We start from the raw sequence: 20,105 nt of genomic DNA, 5'->3' as shown, positions 1-20,105 counted from the left end.
CCTGCCACTGATTCCACGCGAAGCCTGCCACCTATTCCGCGGCAAAGCTACCACTGGCCGCCATGAAAGTGGAGGAGCTACACATTTTACTGTGCGCCACCTTCAACGAACTAGCCAAAAGCAAGCCTGACAGCCATCAGCGCCGAAACGCCCTGGCTAGCATTGAGAATATTCAGAATGAATTGGTTAAAAAGAACTCAAGCCGCTTTACGCATCGTACGTAAAACACCCGCTTTGCTTTTAGCCTTCTTGGCTTTTTCAATCGGTTTGAAGGAGGCTTTTAAATGCTGCCTGAACCAGCGACGGCGCCCGATATCACGGAACTTGCTCAAGACAAAGCGGTAATCACAACGCCCTAGCCTCAGGCCGCAAGCGCACGGGCAAGGCAGTTTATTGGCTTCCCGCTTACGCTTGCCAAGAGCCTGTAATGCACGCAATACCGCCAATTTTCCTCTAAGGCCGAACATGTCCCCGTAGTCATCGATCAAGCCCTGCTCACCATGAGCGAGCTCTCCATAGGGAAAACTCCCAAATTCACCGCGGTGTGTTACAGCGTATAAGAACCCGTCAACAATTTTCTCAAAGAATGCCGAAAGTGAATGATCACCCTTTAGCAGTGACTTAATTTTCAGCTCTGAGCCAAGACAAAACGAGCCATCGGCATAAGTATGATGTTCCTGATTACGCGGGAAATACTCTCCCTCATCAATAACCTTAGGCAGCTTTACAGGGTAATCACGAGGACAAATCAACTTGAGTCGATAGGCCTGCTCAACGAGCTGACTACCTGCTAGCTGAGCCCTTAAATGGTACTCGCCTGCGAGCACAAGCCGCTCATCGTTGATTTCCAAAATCCTGATCCGCGGATGAGCCGCCAGAAAGTCTTCAAGTCCTAAAGCATCCCAATGGCGCATCTATTGATCAAACCACGGCTTCGGATCAGAGGCATGGATCTCTTTGGTCGGCGTAATCACTGCCGCAGACAAGCCCAAGGCCAGTGCAACAGACATGGCGTCCAGGCTGACATCCAGACCACGATCTGCCGCTTCAACTACAAGCTGGCTATTATCCTTGCTACATAAGGCCTTGAAGTCGGCTCTGGCCTGATAAAGCCACTTGTCGAAGTTCTCCTTCAATTTATGCTTGGCCGAGCCCTCGTCATACCACTTATCCGCAAAGTCTTCCGCAGGGTTTACAGGATTAGGTACCAAAGGCACTGAGCCATTGATGTAATCACCCATGCGCGAGAGGATATTGGTCAAGGCCGATGCAAGATCACTCTCGCCGTTATAGGCCTTTGCCGCCAAGGTGGTGATAATCACCGAGATGGGTTTGCTGTCCTCGTTATCTTTGAACATAGTGTCGCGGTGACGTTTTAAGAGCTGAATGGCCTGCTGCAATGGCGTTTTCCACTGATAGTAAGGCAGGCTATCAATACTGGCATTAAAGCTCATCTCACGCTCGTTGATGATCGATTGCGCGGTTCTCATACGCATCTCGAACCAGCGCGCATAGCCCTCAGGATTGCTGATACGCCAGTCATCCGTCGTGATCTTATAGCCAGGATTAGTGTTGTCGGTGATCAACACCGCCAGCTCGGATACGTTTTGAGCAAGCGCATCATCAAAGCGGGAGTTTTCAACCATGCGCTTCTTCAAAACGCCCCTGCCGGTTTCGCTTTCAGGAATGCATGGCACGATGTCCATGTGAAAGCTCAGCCCATCGGCATATTCAAGCCGCCAGCAGCGCTTTTTCTCGGAAAGATCTTCCTTGATGCCGCGCTCCTTGCGATACAGCTCCAATTCAGCCCCGACGTGGTTTTTAAGCTGCTCTTGCGTGATATCGCCTTTGCCCAATCCCTGGCGCAGGTTACACCCCATATCGAGATCATATCCTTCACCGGCATCAGGCTTAATAGCCGTGCCCAGCCTGAACGAGCCTTGCGAGAAAACAAACGGGTCATATTCAAGACAGCTTGAATCCTCACGGTGCAACCACTCACCAATATCCTTATACCGCTTTTCCGCCTTTTCATAGGCGCCATTGGGCAGTTCAATTTTTTCAAGAATGCCTTTCAGCACTTCGTTACTTCGATTAGACATCATGTAAATCGCCTTTCAGTTCAATAGCTTTAATAAATTCCTGAGTCTTCATGTCGTGGTCGTAAATCAACCACGGCATATCGGCCTTGGGCATTCTTGCCCGCCCGAATTCAATAGCGCACGACACCGGCATCACGGGGAATATATGAAGCGGCGTCGCTTCACCGTGCGCGCGCTTGATTTCGACAATCAAGCTTCTCAGGCGCTTTCTGAACAGAGAAAGTTGCTGCTTGGCCTGCATAAAATCGTTGTGCGGATTTTTAAGGGTTATTTCCCAGATCGACGTGTCCTCACCGATCACCCTGGTAATACGCTCAGGCGAGACGTGATCGCTCAGCGATACAATCAGTGCAGGCTTCCCGTCAAAGCTATCTGGTCTGTTTATGATGTAATCAAACTCATCTGCGCAGTCCTGCCACACCCAGCCCTTAGGCTCTCTATGAAGCTGGTAGGTCTCCACGTCGATTTTATCCGTAAGCAAAGCACCGAGCTGTATCAACATTGGCTGGGGTGCGAGCGCAAACACAGAAAAATGCTTGCAGGGCTCATCTTCGATAATCGATAGAATTTTCCGCTGAAAGGCTTTCAGAAGATGCTGGGATTCTGCTTGCCAATATTGCGGTGAGCTGTCATTCAGCTCCGAGGTCATGGAAACGGGCACAGGGCGTTCGGTAGCTGGATACCACTGCGGAAACATGGCCTCAACACAGGCATGGTATTGGATCGGCGATTTCTCAGAACCGATATTGGCTCCATACAGCACGACATTGGATTTTTTGTCAGGAGCAATGCCCGTTACAATTTCCACTCGCTGTTCATGCTGCGTTTTCCATGCAATCAAAAGGTCAGCAGGATATCGGTCTCCGCCGCCATCCTGATCGATTTTTTTGTGGCAGTCATAGCACATCAGCATCAGATTACTAACATCATTGAGGGCTTCGCGATTAGCTTTGTACGGCCCATGCCCCCGAGGCCCGTTCTCCGAGAATGCGTAGATATGAGCTTTTTGCGCTGCATTGACAGATTCTTTCGTCACACAGGATGTATGGAGCAGCCTGTTATGCCCTTCGAACTGACAGCGGCCAGCAGCCCGCGCCCATAGCTCTCGCTGAACCTGATCGGTTATATGCCTCGTAACCTCTGAAACCATGACTACTCCCTCTCGTCCTTACACTTTACCCAGCAAGGGCAGTGATCTTGGCGTCAGCCCATCAAGCACCAGATGGCTGATATAACCAGCTCCTGCGCATAAGGTCAGAAACCGCAATAACCTCCCCTCTTTATCATTGGGCTTCCAGTCATAGGCCTTCTTCAAGCCATAACCCAGCATCGCCAAAAAGCTAACACTGTGGAAAAACTGTCGGTGATGCGGATTGGTGGCTGGCTCTATCCAATCGGGCAACTTGGAAAAAACTGTGCTGGCACCAATTGCCAGTAACGGATTAACGTTCTCACTCTGGCTCTGGCCATAGCACGCCATCGCCACTCCTGTTAATGCGCCTGCCGCAATATGATCAGCTCCATTGGCCATGCTACTTCTCCTTGCGAACGCCCTTGAAAGGCGTCTTGTCAGTCGTTTTCACATCCATAAATCTGCCTGTGGACGTATCACGCTTCACATAGTGCCCTGAGGGCGTTTGTGTTTGAGACCGTCCTTTAACCGCGCCTTTGCGGTGTCCGTCTCCTACTGGTGGATTTTTAGCCATGCGATTCCCCTCACTTCTGCTAAACTTAATCTGTTTTACCAGACCCCAATAAAAAAGGCTCTTAAGCCCATGAATCAGAGAATACCTGATCAATTCTGCTAAAGTCAACCCGTTTTAACAGATTTATTTGATTGCTCTGTAGACAAATTCCAGACCACCAGACTCGGCAACAGCCTTACTGCCTAAAATCAGGCCGGTAGCATAGAGCTTTTTGAGCTTAGCACTCGCATTTTGAGCCGAGCCACCAAACTTCCGAACGACCTTAGAGGTGGTAACTTCTCCCTCTTTCATAATGAAGTCGAGCAGTTCTTTTGCCCCTTTACTCAGAGCCGGGCCAATAACCGAGTATCCATCATCAGTTTTGAGAATAAGAGGTTGCTCCTTGGCTATGGCGGCATAGTGCCAGTTATCAAGAAGGTCTTTGGTGAATGAACCGCTCAGATAAAATCCCTTCTCCCCCTTACAAAGTTTGGCCAGCGAGATCACGCTCTCTCTAGGAAAAGAAGCATCCGTGGCTTCAATACCTTCTATAGAAATCTCGTAGATATCCGAAGGATTATCATCGACATAATCAGAAAGTAATGAAAGCACTTCTCTCCCCTGCTTGTTACCGAAGGGATGATCGTCTTTAGTAAAATCGCGAAGGCGCATAGGAATCACTTTCTGGTTCATCTTCTTAATTTAACCAGATCTTCTAATCTTTCGCAAGAATGAAGTCAAAACAAATATGCGTTCCCATCAATTTTGGAAGACCTAATTCGTAATCTGTCTTGTGTAATTTTCCGGATTTATAATTGAGCTTAAGCTCAAACTTACCTTCCCTCACGAAGATTACTGCGTCATAAGATGCGGCCACATCTCCGCTTCGTTTTAGACCCAAACCGCGACCTTCATCGCTAGATTGAGAAATCCGCCCTCTTTTAAAAACCTCTCGCACAAGCAAGGGATCAGACTTTGGATCAGAGAAATCGAACATGCTGAAAATCTCGGGATACCGCGCCTGAAGTACCGGCTTTAGCGTCCCCGTGATCCCGCGCCCACTATCAGAAACAATAGTTTGAATATGGGGCTTAACGCCGCCAAAGCCTCTCCTCCCCTTAAAGCCCTTATAGTGCTGAAGCGCTATATATCCAGGTATCGGGGATTCAGAGTGGTCGCGAACATTGCCGAATAATTCGGATAAAACAGTAAAAGCTGGCTGCGAATATTGCACGCCAGCATAGTTCACAAAACTGTGCTTTAATCGCTGGGGAATATCCTCATCGAGATCCATAGGGTCAACCTCACCGAACTCATAAACGGCTTCACTATTACCCTTAAATAACTCTGCGCTAGAAAACATCGGACGATTGGGTTTTACCACAACGTCCTTATGTAGCATTTCAAAAAAGCCATTTCTATCGAACCAGCTCAGCGTGTTCATGCAATTATTAAAATCAATTACAACGCGCTTTCCGGCATGAATGCACTGATTTGAATATGCGAGCAACCTTGCTTCCGCATCTAGAAATATTTTACAGCTCTCAGGCACAATGAAATGGATAGAAGAACACGCTGACTCCAATGGTGATCCGACCTTAGCGATTGAACGATCCAATGCCAAGCCGTCTATCCAGGTTTCACCATCAAGATGAATTTCCATGAGCTCATTTTGAACGACAAACCAGCAGTGGTTTTCATCTTTGAAGAAATGACCATCCTGCTTGTTCAGATACGAATTCACATCCTTTTTGTCCAACCCCAACTTATGGGCGATCTGACGCCCCTTTAACCCTGGCGTCGCGCTTAGAACCTGTTCAATCTTCTGCTTCATTGCCTATCGCTTTAATCAACCGAGTGAGCGCATCCATCGCACTCACGAAACATATGGTGCGAGGGAGAGGACTTGCACCTCTCTACATTTTTCCCAGCCAGGAAAATTCATTTATAACCGCTAACCTCTCATCTGGATTGGAAGTGTCCCACCATGGCCCCGCATAAATGCCACCCCGCACCATACGCATGACTTAACGAATGAACCTTTCATAAGCACCTCCATAACACATTTCAATGTTGCAGAAGCCCATACTTCCAACCCAAACAAGATACTCACAGTTAATTCAAGATTTACCTTGTAGTGGTCAACATGTCGAACTACTTATCCACGCCGTTGGCGGATGTTCCTGCCCGCCCCACCTTTTTCCCCGAAGTAGACTGCAGGCTCCAGCCTGCCTGCTTCAGTGAAAATTCATCTCTTGTAGTTTGTTAATTTTTAGGCGCGCGGATCGGTTTTGTTGACCTGCTGTGTGTCCTTGGCCAAGTTCTTGTACAGCAAACTGTCCGGTACCAGGTAAGGACGAAGCTGGGATTGCTCTTCAGTAACGAAATGTTCACGTGGCACGCGCAACGTGGTGTCGTGAAGGCGGGCGTTGGCGTCTACCTCGAGCCAATCACTTATATACGCGTGCACAGCTCCATCATCAGCAAAGCGCGCGACATCGAAGACTTTCTGTAATGCCCGCGAGATGAAATTGACCTCACGCTCCAAATAGCATCTGCTCTTCGAATCAAAACCAAAAGTGCGTATACGATAACCGGCAGTGGTGGCGTACTGCTTGAAAACCTGACTTACGTGCAGCTTGCGGCATTGTTCGTCAATAGTCGTCAGAACGGCATGGTCATAAAGGCATTCGAAGGTAACCCCTCCAAAATACCGGAAAGCTTTGTCATGCAGATGGATAAAACTCTCTTGATCCAAAGGATGGAGTGATAGACCTACATACTTCAGGCGAGAACAGGCCAGTACGAACGCGACACAGTGCAATGTGCATATTTTGTCACCAATCCAGACTTGGATCGCAAAAGGGTCCACAAGGCACTGAACGCCGGGAACGGCTTGAGAAGCAATGATAGCGCTCCCATCCACGGCCAAGTACTTACTCTCGGCATTACGAGTCATTGTCAATTCCCCCGGTGATGGGCTGATTCGAGAGATCTTGAGCATTATCGCGCGGACCTCCAACCTTGTGCATTACAGCAACTCTCTAAGTTATCGACCCTGCCTATTATAAGGCGGGAAAATTACGGGATTTGGTAACGAGAGTTCAGCAGATCTTATGTTTTCCCCCTACAAAAACCAATAGCACCATTTTCCTAATCTTATGATTTAAAAGGATGTAAGATTGTGCAGCTTGACCAATTGGTCACAAGCGAGAAAAGCGACTACTTATGACACGCATCTCAATCTGAACAAAAATCAAACACCAAGTTCCTAGCCCAGCTCTTTAATTGAATCCAACCTGAAAGCACCAAGCAGCTACATTTCGACTAGCAATCAAGTGACGTAGAGTGATGTAACCCCTGTACCAGGTAGTTTTTGCTCGTCGCTATTAGTGCGCTATATATTTCTATCACTCCGGCACCTAACACTCTACCAAAATAACCTCAATACCACTCCGCTCAAACATTTGAACATAGCGATCATCAGCTAACGAATCTGTAATTAACACGTCAACGTTTTCCAATGGCTCAAATATAAAATTACTGCGTTTTCCAAGCTTCGAGCTGTCCGCGAGAACAATTAATTCTTCAGCTTGCTTTCGCAATTTGTGTTCCGCACGTATGAGTAGGGGGTCGGATTCCATAACCCCAAAACCTCCTATCCCAGGGGTTCCCATGAACATTTTACTGGCATGATAAAATGGTATTGTATCGCTTTCGAATGGGCTTAGAACAATCCCCTGCTTTCGGTAGATTTCGCCTCCGGGCAGTGTTATCTGGTTTTCACTATTTTCAATTAGATCTAATGCCAAATAATAGGAATTTGTAAGAATACTTAGTTTTCGGTTCTTTAAAAATTCCCCCATCATATATGTGGACGAACCACCATTAATAATTATGGCTTCTCCTTCATCACACATCTCCACGGCGCGTCGGGCTAACTGACGCTTTTCAGGAATATTCCGTTCAAGATCCAATAAAAAACCACCACTCCGCCGCTGAAGTAGTTGCTTGGCACGCTCAGTATCCGAGATTTCAGCACCACCGCGCCTGCGCGTCAATTTCCCCTCTCGCTCAAGCTGAATCAAATCTCGCCGAACTGTTGCCTCAGAAGCGTCGACGTGACCGCAAAGTGTACGAACACTAATGAAATCATGCTCAGACAGCGTGCTTAGAATTAACTGATGCCGTTCGCTTTCTAGCATTAAATCCCCACTGACTTACTCGGTTTCGAATCTAACTAATATCACTTTTGCACAAACAACAGCATGCCCACCAAATGACAAACGCGAATTCATTCAAAAAAAAGCGCCGCAAAGCGGCGCATACAAGGTCTCCATCCAAGCGACGAGATGATGAGTGGAAGGGGGAGCTACACGATACCTGAACCACTACCTGCCACGGCAGGGCGATCTTTTGCTACACGTGCGCGATATTCAGACTGACGATAGGAGTATATTGGCTCAATAGCACCGCCATTACGGTACCTAGCCATTGCCAGTATGGGGCTTACATCAATGTTAAACGCCTGCTTTAGTGTTGCGCTTGCCATCAATGCATCGTTTCTCTCTTGGTATTCGTAAAGAGCATCACGGTCAATGAGCAAAGCTTTGACATAGGAGCGCTGCACTTCAATTGCGGAATTGATCAAACTTTCGATAGGATCGGTAACGTTGTGGGATTGATCCAGCATATAAGAAGGAGCAAAACCATCTTGATCACGGGCTTCAGCGTCCACAAGCTCATTGAAAATCAGGAACTGTTGATACGGATGAATAGATCCGCTATCAAGATCGTCATCCCCGTATTTACTATCATTGAAATGGAACCCCCCCAGTTTCTTGAACTGAATCAAACGGGATACGATCATTTCAATATTTACGTTGGGTGCGTGGTGCCCGAGGTCAACCAGGGATTTGGCTTTGTCACCGAGCTCGATTGCTGCAAGGATGTTGCTGCCCCAGTCTTGAACAACAGTGGAATAAAATGCGGGCTCAAACATCTTGTGCTCGATATGCAGCTCCCAGTCCGACGGGAGAGCGCGGTAAATAGCCCTCATGCTATCGAGATAACGCTCAAATGCTCTCTGGAAATGTTGCTGACCAGGGTGATTAGATCCGTCACCAATCCAGACTGTTAAGCGCTTGGAACCTAAAATTTCGCCCCATTCTATACACTGAATATTATGAGCGATCGCTTGATCTCGGGTCTTGGCATCTGTATTGGTCAAGCTACCAAACTTATACGATTTAGACTGGCCAGTCTGATCTTGAAATGTATTGGAATTAATAGAATCCCACTTAAGACCCAAGGCGTCAGAGTACTGCTTCAGCTCAGTAAAATCATCGACGACATCCCACGGGAAATGCGGAGATACACTTTCCGTACATGTCGACAATTGATTGATTACAGCGCAATCTTCGAGCTTTTCAAAGATATTGCGCGGCTCGCCAATGCCAGGGAAACGCGCAAACCGGGTACCGCCGGTACCCACACCCCATGACGGCACCGCAATCTGAAACTTCTGGGCCTTCTCAACCAGGGTCTCGGAGTCGATCCCATCCCGGGCGAGGCGACGTGTAAGATAGGAAAAATCTTCTTCCAGCGCGCTGATTCTGGCCGCATTGTGCTCAGCGACCATGTCTATATTGATTTTATTATCCATTGTATACCCTTAACTTATCGGGTGAATTCTATCGGGTAAACGACGGGGCATGCCCGGCATCGACGTTTATGATATTGCCAGTAGATTTAGAAGACTTGTCTGAGGCAAGAAAATAGACAGCTTCGGCAATGTCTTCTGGAAAAACGTTCAGCTTCAGCATACTACGGTTGCGGTAATGCTGCTCAAGCTCTTCCTCGCCCATGTTATATGCTGCAGCCCGTTCCTCCCTCCACTTACCTGTCCAGATTTTGGAACCACGCAGAACTGCGTCCGGATTGACTACATTACAGCGGATTCCGAAAGGCGCCCCTTCAAGGGCGACGGCACGAGCCAACTGAATTTCTGCCGCCTTCGCAGTGCAGTACGCCGAGGCATTCGGTGAAGCTACAAGCGCATTCTTACTTGCAACAAACACGTAACTTCCACCCGTATTTTGGGCTTTCAGTAATTTGAAAGACTCACGGCTGATAATGAAATAACCTGTTGTAAGAATACTGATATTCTTATTCCAAAGTTCCAGCGAAGTTTCATCCAGCGGTGCTGATGAAGCTATTCCCGCATTTGAAACGACAATATCCACCCCGCCATACTCGCGGGCAACAGCAGCGAATGCAGCGACGACACTATCTTCACTAGTTACATCACAAACGATGCTGCGCACAGCGTCCTTACCATAGGCTTTCGATAGTTCCGATTCAGCGATACTCAGTGCTTCCGCATCGATATCGGCCAGTACTACACAACAACCTTCATCCAGCATACGACGTGCTGTTGCTTTTCCAATTCCACCAGCACCGCCTGATACAAATGCCACGTGGCCAGCCAATGATTTGGGTTTTGGCATACGCTGCAGCTTAGCTTCTTCGAGCAACCAGTACTCGATATCGAACGCCTCTTGTTCGTCCAAGCCCATATAATTACTGACGCCACTGGCATCACGCATTACATTTATTGCATTTACGTAGAATTCACCAGCAATACGAGCTGTAGATTTGTCTTTCGCGAAAGTCACCATTCCCACACCAGGAATAAGGTACACAACAGCATTTGGATCGCGCATTGCCGGGCTGGAAGGATTTTTACAGCGCTCATAATATGCTGCATATTCAGCGCGGTAGCTTTCCAACTGTGCATCTAAGCCGTCCACACAACGGTCAATTTCCTTCTCCAGATCAACTGCGTCGGGGTTAAAATCCAACACTAGGGGACGGATTTTGGTTCGCAGAAAGTGATCGGGACACGAAGTTCCCATAGCGGCGAGTTTTTCCAACTGCACAGAATTAACAAACTGAAGCACAGTTTCGGACATGTTCAGATGACCGACTTTTTTCTGTCCTTGAGTTATTTTCCCACGAATCAATGGCATCAGCCGCGTGGCAACACGCTCACGAGAGCCCTGGTGCAAACCGAGCACGATTGAAGATCCACCGAAAGCTTCCTTGCTATTGTTTCGCGCAAGCCAATCTGATGCTCTCTGAATCACTTCGATGGTATTCAAGTAGCAATCTTTAGACGTCTCTCCCCACGTGAACAATCCGTGCCCCTCGAGTACAACGCCTTTGATTGTCGGGTTCTCTGCACAAATGGCTTCAAGCTTAAGACCCAGATCATATCCAGGACGCTGCCATGGCAACCAACCGAGAGCTCCCTCAAAAATCTCTGCTGTCAGTTTCCGACTATCGCTGGTACAAGCAATAGCAATCACGGAGTCAGGATGCATGTGATCAACATGGGGATGAGGGATATACGCGTGCAGGGGAGTATCAATGCTCGCCGCGCGAGAATTAAGGTTGAACGTGCAATGGGGAAGGTACCCCACCATTTCATCCTCGTACTCTTTTCCACGATAAAGGGACTTGAGCTGCTGCAGCTTGTCCATATAGAGCGTTGAGAACCCATCCAGCTCGATAGAGCCAAGATCTCCACCAGAACCTTTCACCCACAAAACGGTGGCCCCAGATCCGGTTAGAGGGTCTTGCATTTCAATTTTCGCGGATGTGTTACCACCACCATAGTTGGTAATTCGCAGATCACTGCCCAGGAGGTTTGATCTGTACTGCAAAAGTTCTGGCTCGCCCAGTTTCGAGGCCGCGGCGTCATCCCAAAGGTTAGAGAGGGTAGAGGTCATCGTAAAACCCATTATTGTCAGTTATTACTTCACTGTATGTGCGTCAGCTGTGGTCCATCGGGAACATCACCGTCGTGTGCCCCGACCATCAAGAACGCGCGGATTCGACATTCACGGACCCCAGCGCGATTGAGTACGATTGTATTTGATTGGTTTTAGGGCCGCAAGCAATCATATTCGATATTTTTGTTGTAACAACGATCACTCACGGATAACCTTTCCCATCATTCGGGCACTGAGCAGCATCAAAAAGTCATGACCAACCAGCCACACCGAATTCAATCATGGAAGCGCGCAAATTTTGATCTTGAATTCGTGAAGATGGGCGGTTCAGGTACTGAAACCGCCTCCCGCCACAGATCAGTGCTGCAAATTCCCATGGCTTTGGTAGAAGCTGGATGTGGCTGTCAGGACCAGAGCCATGAGCTCCGATAGTTAACAATTAGAAGAACTCGAACATGAACCACATTGCAGTACTGGACATAGGCAAAACCAATATAAAGTTACATCTGCGCTCAGAAGTGGGAGTCCCTGTAACGCAAGTCACCAAGCCCAATGCCGTATCTAACTTACCACCATATCCCCACTTCGACGTTGACAGTACTTGGGAATGGATAATCGAGAATCTCCGCAGCTGGCAAGTCAACAGAAATATATCCAAGATCATTATTACTACTCATGGCGCAACGGCGGCACTTATAAACCGCCGCTCCCCTCAGAACCCACTGGTTCTACCGATTCTCGACTACGAGTACATCGGAATAGAGTGTACGGAAGACTCCTATCAAAAAATCCGTCCTAGCTTCGCAGAAACGGGCTCACCCAACCTGCCCGCAGGACTTAACCTCGCCAAACAGTTGTTTTGGCAACAATCAACGTTTCCGGATGAATTCGCCAAGGTAACCGAGATACTGATGTACCCGCAGTATTGGGCTTGGCGGTTGACTGGATGTGTTTTTTCAGAGGTTACGTCTCTCGGTTGTCACACCGATTTGTGGGATCCTGAGAATGGAAATTTCTCCAGCCTTGTAGAGAAAATGGGATGGACTCACCTTTTTCCACCGCTGCGAAAAGCTAGCGATATCGCCGGTTCTATTTCCCCCGATGTCGTTGCCTCCACTGGAATTTCCGACACCTGCAAAGTGTACGTTGGAATTCACGATAGCAACGCGAGCTACTACCGCTATCTGGCCCATAAGCAACATGAAGAGTTCACGGTAATCTCAACTGGTACTTGGTCAATTGCCATGTCCAACAACTCATCTCCAGAGAAGCTTCCTGAAACGAGGGATCTTCTCTTGAATGTTGATGCGCATGGATCGCCAATAGTGTGCTCAAGGTTTATGGCAGGTCGCGAAGCACAATTGATTTGCCGCTTCTTGAAAGGTGATATTGAAGAAAAATTTACAAAGTCGGACATACAGAATGTAATCGACCATGCCTGCTATTGCTTACCGACTTGGGCGGAAGGTACAGGTCCTTACCCTGACGCTCAAGGATGCATAGCAGGAGAACTTCCGGAAGGTACACCACCTGCAGCGCTCGCAACACTATATTTGGCACTAATGCTCGACACGCAGCTTGAACTCATCTCTTCAAAAGGCCCAATCTTTTTGGAAGGGGCTTATCAAAAAAACATGCTGCTACTACAAATTTTTACTGCTCTGCGCGGCAATCAAGAAGTTTTCATCTCTCATGATGAAACAGGAACAGTAACCGGTTCGGTAATGTTAACCAACAAGGTTCATGCCACGCCTGTGATGACATCTACTAAGATTCCGGCAATAAAGCTCAATAACCTAAACAAGTATAAAGAACGATGGACAGAACTTTGTGTTCAACCAAGCATCTGTCTTTCTAAGTAATACACCAATAAACAAAAAAATTGGAAAGTAGCGAAAATGAACAAGCTGAAAAAGTGCAACAACATATCCGACATTCGTAAGCTAGCGAAAAGTAAGTTGCCAGCTCCGATGTTTCACTATATTGACGGTGGATCAGATGATGAATGGACTCTAAGGAGAAATACCGAAGCCTTCAATGACTATCAGCTAGAGCCTAACTACTTAAGGAACGTTTCTAATATTGACCTGAAAACCAAGGTTTTAGGCTGCGAATTGGAACTTCCTTTCTTTCTATCCCCTACAGGGATGTCTCGCTTATTCAATCATGAGAAAGAGCCGGCAGCATGCAGAGCGGCCGATAAATTTGGGACGCTTTATAGCCTCTCCACACTTGCCACAACAAGTCTTGAAGATATCGCTGCAGAGACAAGCGGTCCAAAAATGTTCCAGATCTACATCCTGAAAGACAGAGAATTGACTAAAGAGTTCGTGCAACGCTGCAAAAAAAGTCGGTATCAAGCCCTCTGCTTGACTGTAGATACGATGGTCGCAGGGAACCGCGAACGAGACCTTGTCAATGGAATGACCATGCCGCCGAAAGTGACAAGCTTCAAAAATTTCTTCAGCTATGCCACTAGTTTTGAATGGCTATTCAATATGGCATTGAACCCAGATTTCAAACTGGCAAACGTTGCACATCGTGTTGACGCTCTAGGCAATGGATCAATGGCACTTATAGATTACATTAATAGCCAGTTTGACCGCAGTGTAACCTGGGAAGACGCCGCATGGCTCGCCGAACAATGGGATGGCCCGTTCATTATAAAAGGGATTCAATCACCGTCCGATGCACAAAAAGCCATGGAGATTGGAGCGTCAGGCATCATGATATCCAATCATGGCGGACGACAACTTGAGAGCGCACCCGCACCAATTGATTCAGTGGCAGCGATACGGGATAAAGTAGGAGACAAGCTAGAGCTTATTGTTGATGGCGGCATCAGACGCGGCACCCACGTAATAAAAGCAATAGCACAAGGTGCTGATGCTTGCTCCATCGGACGAGGCTACTTATTTGGACTCGCTGCAGGAGGCCAGGCAGGTGTGGAACGTTGCTTAAGTATCTTGAAAAGTGAAATTGAGAGATCAATGACTCTTCTAGGTGTAAGTAAAATTTCCGATATCAACTCAAGCCATATTTCTCGACTGGCTAAGTTGCCCGGAAACTATCCTACTTAATCGATGTTCGGATTTTAGATTGCTAAAGAATAACCTTAAAAAGGGAGGCGAATATGCTGGAAAAAATGCGGCAGTCACTAACTTCATGCCCAATCATCGCGATTATCAGGGGTGTCACTCCAGGTGAGATTGATATGGTGGCCAATACATTGCTGGACGCCGGCGTTCGAGCTATTGAAATTCCACTTAATTCACCCGTCGAGCCGCTAAAAAGCCTAGAGCGATTAGCCGCAATTATGGATGATTTTGAAGAACTCACAGTCTGTGGCGCTGGTACCGTCATAACAGCGGAACAAGTTGATAGCGTAAAAAATGCGGGGGGCGAGCTAATAGTTTCGCCAAATTGTGATCCCGAGATAATCAAAAAAACGCTCAGTGAAAATTTGATTTCTGTACCCGGGTGCCTAACTCCGACTGAAGTATTCAGTGCATTGAAAGCAGGAGCGCAAGTTTTAAAGATGTTTCCCGTTGCGGATTTTCCGGTTCAATATCTCGAATCTCTAAGCGCAGTGATCCCGAAAAGCATACTGACATTGGCGGTAGGAGGAGTAACCGAGAATAATATGGAAGAGTTCTGGAGAGCTGGCGCACGTGGATTTGGTTTGGCGCCTAACATCTACGCCCCGGGCGATAATGCTACACAAATTGCATACAAAGCGAAGATCATGGTTGATGCAGCAAGGCGCGCCAGCTCAATTAGCTAGGCCACTCGGTCTTGAATAGTTGATGTTTGTAAAAGTTGTTGTGCGCGATTGTTTAGATCGCGCTCAATTACTTTAGAATGTTAACCAAAAATCGAGTTTATATAAAAGTTAAAACCACGAATCTCTCATATCATAACTTGTGCTATCTATATCACTAACAAGTTTTGACCAGTGATGAATTTTTGGAAGTTCCGACCTAAAGAAAAACTTCATTGCCTGAATTTTTCCAAGATAGAATTTCATATCCAGGTCGTGTGGGTTTCCACTCATTCCTTGATTTGCTGCAATTCCCTGCCGGAGCCACATCCAGGCAATCACTATGTGTCCAAACATTTCTAGATAGCTGACAGAATTCGAGAACACCAAGTCTGGGGATAGGTCATCTTTTGCGGAATATACCGATGACGTTGTAGTCTGCAATATAGATAGTGCACTTGAAAGTTGCTCACCGAAAGGTTCTAGTTGAGTATTTTTAACATCATCTATCGTCAATTCTATTTCAGCTATGATTGCTTTGTATCCTGAAAAACCACCTGAGGGAACTTTTCGACAAAGTAAATCTAAAGACTGGATCCCTGTTGTTCCTTCATGAATTGGGTTTAATCGGTTATCCCGATAGAACATTTCTACGGGGTGCTCATTGATATATCCGTGGCCACCAAGTACTTGAATTGCAAGATGGTTTGCCTTTAGACCATACTCTGATGGCCAGCTTTTAATAATTGGAGTGAGAAAATCGAGTAGATTTTTCGCGTATTTTCTCTCAGCCTCACTCTCCGCTGTCTTTTCATTGTCAGCGAGAAGACTGCCGTATAGGCACAAAGCGTAAGCTCCTTCTGAATACGCCTTTTGGGCCAAAAGCATTCTGCGAACATCAGGGTGCTCAATTATATTGATCGCTGATGAATCAGGATCCTTATTTGACAGAAGGCGGCCCTGTGGACGCTCCCTGGCATAAGAGAGGGAATATTGAAATCCCGTCAATGCCGTTAATGCCGCATTAGTCCCCACAATTATTCGGGCTTCGTTCATCATATGAAACATGTACGATAGCCCCTTATTCTCCTCTCCAACGAGATAACCTATCGCACCATTACCCTCACCAAAAGATAGCGCAGTTGACGTATGTCCTTTGCCACCCATCTTGTGAAACAATCCTGCGAGTGATACGTCGTTCTTTTCTTTTACTTTCCCGCTTTCGTCCACCAAATATTTGGGAACGATAAAAAGTGAGATCCCCTTAACCCCTTTGGGAGCAACCTTAATCCGAGCTAGCACCAAATGTACGATATTTTCACTCAAATCATGATCGCCACCAGAAATAAATATCTTATTTCCGAAAATACGATACACACCACACTCATCTCTAGTCGCAGAAGTCGTGATATCAGCCAGCCCTGACCCCGCCCCAGGCTCCGTCATTGCCATGGTCCCCATGAAACGTCCTTCTCGCATGGGAACAACCCATTTCTTGATCTGCTCCTCCGTACCATGAGCCTCAATTAAATTGGCATTAGCTCCGGTAAGCGTTATATAGCCAAGAGTTGTACTCGCAATCGCAGAAAGATAGGACTGAGCCGCATTAGCTACAACCATGGGTAGCTGCATGCCACCGGATTCGTAATCTAATGTAGAGGTGGCAAGACCGGATTCAAAAACAGCGTCTAATGCCGGCTTTATTTCAGGAATAAGTTGAACGCGTTCACCATCAAACGTGGGCTCACGAGCATCTATCTTGCTCCTTATGGGAAGAAAGTGTTTGAAAGCTACCGCCCTACCTGTGTCAATTGCGGCGTTGAACGTCTCTCGACTGTGATCTGCATAACGAGTTCGACTATTCAGCGACTCGACGTCAAACAGTTCATAAAGCATGAAATCAATGTCACGCTGATTGAGAACCTTATCTTCCACTTAACACCTCTGTATAGGAATTGAACTAGATAAAACACCAGGAGCACACCCATTGTCATCTCATTTCTTTAGCCGAACCATGACCTGTTGGGTTAACATCGACACGCTGTAATATCCTGTGAAATACGCTATTTATCAGTCTGAATTGGAGTGCGAATGACTATTACGGAACAGAGTGCATTCGGTAACTTAATGAGATTCTGGAGAAAAATCCGGGATAAGACTCAAGAAGATCTGGCACATGGCCTAGGTTTTTCCACCCGCCATATCAGTTTCATCGAAACTGGAAAATCTCGCCCAAGTGAAGTATTGGTCGATGCGTTGGCCGAAGAATTAAATCTTGGTGAACGTGACAAGTGCTACTTACGTCTATCTGCGGGCTACCTAACCAAAGGCCAAAGCTTGGATTTACACTCGCCAAACTATAAATGGCTTCGGAAAGCGATGCTTCTATCTCTCAAGGCTATGGACCCAAACCCTTCGTCACTGATGGATAGATATGGAAACTTACTGATGGTAAACAGGAGTTGGGTTAGCTTCCATCAAGACGTATATTCTAAAAACGATCTTGACAATGTAAAAAATCATTACGAATTGCTTTTTACACGCCCTCGCTCCAGTAAGGCCTCAAATCAATGGAAAAACACCCTAGCTGTAATATTGATGTCTACCCAACAAGAGGCTTTGTTGACCAACGATCCTGCCTACTTTGCTATGGTTCGCGAACTGAGCAGCCTCCCGGACGTTCCAGTTGATTGGCAGCAGTCAGCCTCCAAACGGGAACCGATGACCAGCTACCGCGTCGAGTTGGAATATCAGGGCGAAGTAAGAAATTTTTACTCTGTTAGCCTCATGGTCGGAGCTTTGGGACCGGCTTCATTTGCATCTGATCCAAATTTAGCCCTCAACACACTTTATCCGGTAGAAGACCACACAACTTTCCACGAGGGTAATTCTGAAAATATTAAGCACCCTCTGTTATTTTACTAGATCTATAGTGGTTTCCCTTACCGTCTCGACCAGCCTCGACCATGTAAGTATTTCATTTTATTCCAGTCAGAAGCATAACGCTTGAAAAAAAGCCTCTGGCCTATTACCGATCAGAGGCAGCTTTCGTCCTATAGATCAGCTACAGCCTTGGTATTGCTTACACCTTCAGGAATTCCGCAAGAGTAACTTTCTGCCTCAGTAATTGATCCCTTATCATTGTAAATCGCGACCTGTGGCCAAGGGCACAGTGGATGTGTACGAATTACTTCAACATCTGGTCGGACAAGCCCAAAAAATGAAGGCGGATCTGTTTCCATTGCAATCACCTGCTCTGGAACCTTATCTTCTTCAACCCACTCCACCAGATGATCAAACATATCAAAGCTTGTTGCTCCAACCCCACCAGCGCAATGCATCAAGCCAGGGACCATAAATAGCTTCACGTGATTTTCAGCACTATCTCCAAAAATCCCATGTATTGCCTCAACATAGTTGACTGATGCCCGGGATGGAATTCCCGCATCATTCCAGCCGTGGTAGAGGATCAACTTTCCGTCACTGCCGAAATATTCACTCAAGTCCGGGTCATCGGCGTCTAAAATCGGGCCCATCTGTTCTACGGCTGCGGAGTAATCCTTATCAATTTCAAAACGACCAATATCCCAGTTAGGATCTTTGTACACCGCCCAACGGAAGAGTTCCGCTGCGATGGGAACATTTCCCATAACCCACTCATCCCAATTGCTTTCCAACGATTCTCCACCAGCAGAGAGGCCAGGGTATACTGGGTTACCATTGTCCAATCGTGGCCCTTCGTATATTTTTGTTAACGCTGCGACCTCATTTTCGAGAAGGCAATTAGACGTGCTACCGTTCTTGCATAGAAGTTCAGCTGGGTCAAAATCGCATTGCAATGGATTTTCCAGAATCCCATCAGCGACACCGTCGATTGTATCGCACCGTTTTATGACGGCGTCTGATATCAGAGTCAGCTTTTCTTTCAACCCAGGGGCTGTTAATGCTGCCTGCTGATTCCAAGCAAAGCTAACCGCCAACTTTGAATATCCAGCTGCAGGAGCACCTGCAATGATTCCGTCGTACTCATCAGGAAGACGCTGAGCAAGCATCAATCCATCTCGCCCGCCATTGGAGCAGCCCATAAAGTATGCGTGCTCGACTGGGTTACCGTAGTACCTTGCAATCAAGCTCTTCGCAAACAGTGTCCCGACCTCATTAGCTCGATATGCATAATCAATAAGCTGCTGACTTGAGTCATACGCAAACTTGAATGTCTCTACATCTTCCGGATGTCCCGCATCGGTAACCAGACCGGCATATCCCTTTTTTAAAGGTGAGTTTAGAGATAGTCCAGCCCCGGAGAGTCCACCGTTAAATCCAGCACCGCCAGAACCAACCATCTTTCCGTTCCACTTCTCGGGCAACCATACTTCCGCTGTGATCTCTGATCCTGGCTCGGGGTGTAATTTTGCAGTCACACGACAGAAATTGGCGGATGCGCGCATTTCAGGAAATCCCGGCGCCGCAAATTTTAGGAATGCACGTTTAAAGAACCCTATAAATGGCTTTCCCTCTTCTACCAATTCTGCTTTCTCAATAACTCCGAAGGTCGATTGAATACCTGTTAAAGAATTGCAATTATCAGTGTCTGTTCGATTTATAACTGAGTCACATCCAGACAGAACACCACAACAGGCAATACTTGCGGTACATATGATGTTGTTTAATTTATTCAACGTTCGACACCTTAGTTATTTTTGTCGGGATCAAATAGAAAGAAAATTTGGATCTAAACTGAGACTCAAACGTATAGTCCATT

At 46.9% G+C, this 20,105-nt stretch carries 16 protein-coding genes; 4 read left to right on the top strand and 12 right to left on the bottom strand.

The features are described 5' to 3' along the window. Nucleotides 1–197: 197 nt before the first annotated feature. The 10 genes from GNX18_RS16970 to GNX18_RS16925 all read right to left on the bottom strand — a co-directional run bounded on the left by GNX18_RS16970 (nucleotide 198) and on the right by GNX18_RS16925 (nucleotide 11,580). Nucleotides 198–914, bottom strand: coding sequence for a hypothetical protein (locus tag GNX18_RS16970; protein ID WP_166219630.1), 717 nt, complete (start codon nucleotides 912–914; stop codon nucleotides 198–200). Beyond that, nucleotides 915–2,105 (bottom strand): nucleotidyltransferase, encoded by a 1,191-nt coding sequence (locus GNX18_RS16965; protein ID WP_166219628.1) that lies wholly within the window; start codon nucleotides 2,103–2,105, stop codon nucleotides 915–917. It abuts the gene before it with no gap. Further along, complete coding sequence (locus tag GNX18_RS16960) at nucleotides 2,095–3,252, bottom strand: SAVED domain-containing protein (protein ID WP_166219626.1); 1,158 nt, start codon at nucleotides 3,250–3,252, stop codon at nucleotides 2,095–2,097. Before GNX18_RS16960 ends, GNX18_RS16965 begins: the two co-directional genes overlap by 11 nt. An 18-nt stretch (nucleotides 3,253–3,270) precedes the next feature. Beyond that, complete coding sequence (locus GNX18_RS16955; protein ID WP_166219624.1) at nucleotides 3,271–3,633, bottom strand: metal-dependent hydrolase; 363 nt, start codon at nucleotides 3,631–3,633, stop codon at nucleotides 3,271–3,273. Nucleotides 3,634–3,931: 298 nt separating this feature from the next. Beyond that, nucleotides 3,932–4,480: a helix-turn-helix transcriptional regulator gene (locus tag GNX18_RS16950; protein ID WP_205827982.1), complete on the bottom strand. Its 549-nt coding sequence runs from the start codon at nucleotides 4,478–4,480 to the stop codon at nucleotides 3,932–3,934. Between the two features lie 22 nt (nucleotides 4,481–4,502). Then, nucleotides 4,503–5,621 carry an ATP-binding protein gene (locus GNX18_RS16945; RefSeq protein ID WP_166219622.1) on the bottom strand — a complete coding sequence of 373 codons (1,119 nt, stop codon included), beginning with the start codon at nucleotides 5,619–5,621 and terminating at the stop codon, nucleotides 4,503–4,505. Between the two features lie 438 nt (nucleotides 5,622–6,059). After that, nucleotides 6,060–6,746: a transposase gene (locus tag GNX18_RS16940; RefSeq protein ID WP_166219620.1), complete on the bottom strand. Its 687-nt coding sequence runs from the start codon at nucleotides 6,744–6,746 to the stop codon at nucleotides 6,060–6,062. 463 nt (nucleotides 6,747–7,209) lie between these two features. Beyond that, nucleotides 7,210–7,992 (bottom strand): DeoR/GlpR family DNA-binding transcription regulator, encoded by a 783-nt coding sequence (locus GNX18_RS16935; protein WP_166219618.1) that lies wholly within the window; start codon nucleotides 7,990–7,992, stop codon nucleotides 7,210–7,212. Between the two features lie 167 nt (nucleotides 7,993–8,159). Continuing rightward, complete coding sequence (gene rhaI / locus GNX18_RS16930; RefSeq protein ID WP_166219616.1) at nucleotides 8,160–9,452, bottom strand: L-rhamnose catabolism isomerase; 1,293 nt, start codon at nucleotides 9,450–9,452, stop codon at nucleotides 8,160–8,162. A 28-nt stretch (nucleotides 9,453–9,480) separates the two neighbouring features. Beyond that, nucleotides 9,481–11,580 (bottom strand): bifunctional rhamnulose-1-phosphate aldolase/short-chain dehydrogenase, encoded by a 2,100-nt coding sequence (locus GNX18_RS16925; protein WP_166219614.1) that lies wholly within the window; start codon nucleotides 11,578–11,580, stop codon nucleotides 9,481–9,483. Nucleotides 11,581–12,038: 458 nt separating this feature from the next. Between GNX18_RS16925 and GNX18_RS16920 the strand changes: the two genes are divergently transcribed. Genes GNX18_RS16920 through GNX18_RS16910 form a run of 3 tightly spaced genes read left to right on the top strand, consistent with a single transcriptional unit; the run spans nucleotide 12,039 to nucleotide 15,367 of the window. Beyond that, nucleotides 12,039–13,445 (top strand): FGGY-family carbohydrate kinase, encoded by a 1,407-nt coding sequence (locus tag GNX18_RS16920; protein WP_166219612.1) that lies wholly within the window; start codon nucleotides 12,039–12,041, stop codon nucleotides 13,443–13,445. A 36-nt stretch (nucleotides 13,446–13,481) separates the two neighbouring features. Further along, on the top strand, nucleotides 13,482–14,663 hold the full coding sequence (locus GNX18_RS16915; RefSeq protein ID WP_166219610.1) for an alpha-hydroxy acid oxidase: 1,182 nt from the start codon (nucleotides 13,482–13,484) through the stop codon (nucleotides 14,661–14,663). Between the two features lie 53 nt (nucleotides 14,664–14,716). Further along, a complete protein-coding gene (locus GNX18_RS16910; RefSeq protein WP_166219609.1) occupies nucleotides 14,717–15,367 on the top strand; it encodes a 2-dehydro-3-deoxy-6-phosphogalactonate aldolase in 651 nt (216 codons plus the stop codon). A 108-nt stretch (nucleotides 15,368–15,475) separates the two neighbouring features. On the opposite strand, the gene GNX18_RS16905 is transcribed toward GNX18_RS16910, so the two are convergent. Beyond that, complete coding sequence (locus GNX18_RS16905) at nucleotides 15,476–17,278, bottom strand: acyl-CoA dehydrogenase (RefSeq protein ID WP_166219607.1); 1,803 nt, start codon at nucleotides 17,276–17,278, stop codon at nucleotides 15,476–15,478. Between the two features lie 156 nt (nucleotides 17,279–17,434). Here GNX18_RS16905 and GNX18_RS16900 point away from each other — a divergent pair, with 156 nt between their 5' ends. Then, nucleotides 17,435–18,268: a helix-turn-helix domain-containing protein gene (locus GNX18_RS16900; RefSeq protein WP_166219605.1), complete on the top strand. Its 834-nt coding sequence runs from the start codon at nucleotides 17,435–17,437 to the stop codon at nucleotides 18,266–18,268. 128 nt (nucleotides 18,269–18,396) lie between these two features. Here GNX18_RS16900 and GNX18_RS16895 read toward each other — a convergent pair whose 3' ends face one another. Next, entirely contained in the window at nucleotides 18,397–20,022 is a 1,626-nt protein-coding gene (locus tag GNX18_RS16895) for a tannase/feruloyl esterase family alpha/beta hydrolase (RefSeq protein WP_166219603.1), read from the bottom strand. Nucleotides 20,023–20,105 lie beyond the last annotated feature (83 nt).

Origin of the sequence: Microbulbifer sp. SH-1 (genome assembly GCF_011326135.1) — a bacterium.
GTDB lineage: Bacteria > Pseudomonadota > Gammaproteobacteria > Pseudomonadales > Cellvibrionaceae > Microbulbifer > Microbulbifer harenosus.
The sequence above is the reverse complement of the archived record's forward strand: the minus strand, read 5'-3'. Positions and strand labels throughout refer to the sequence as shown.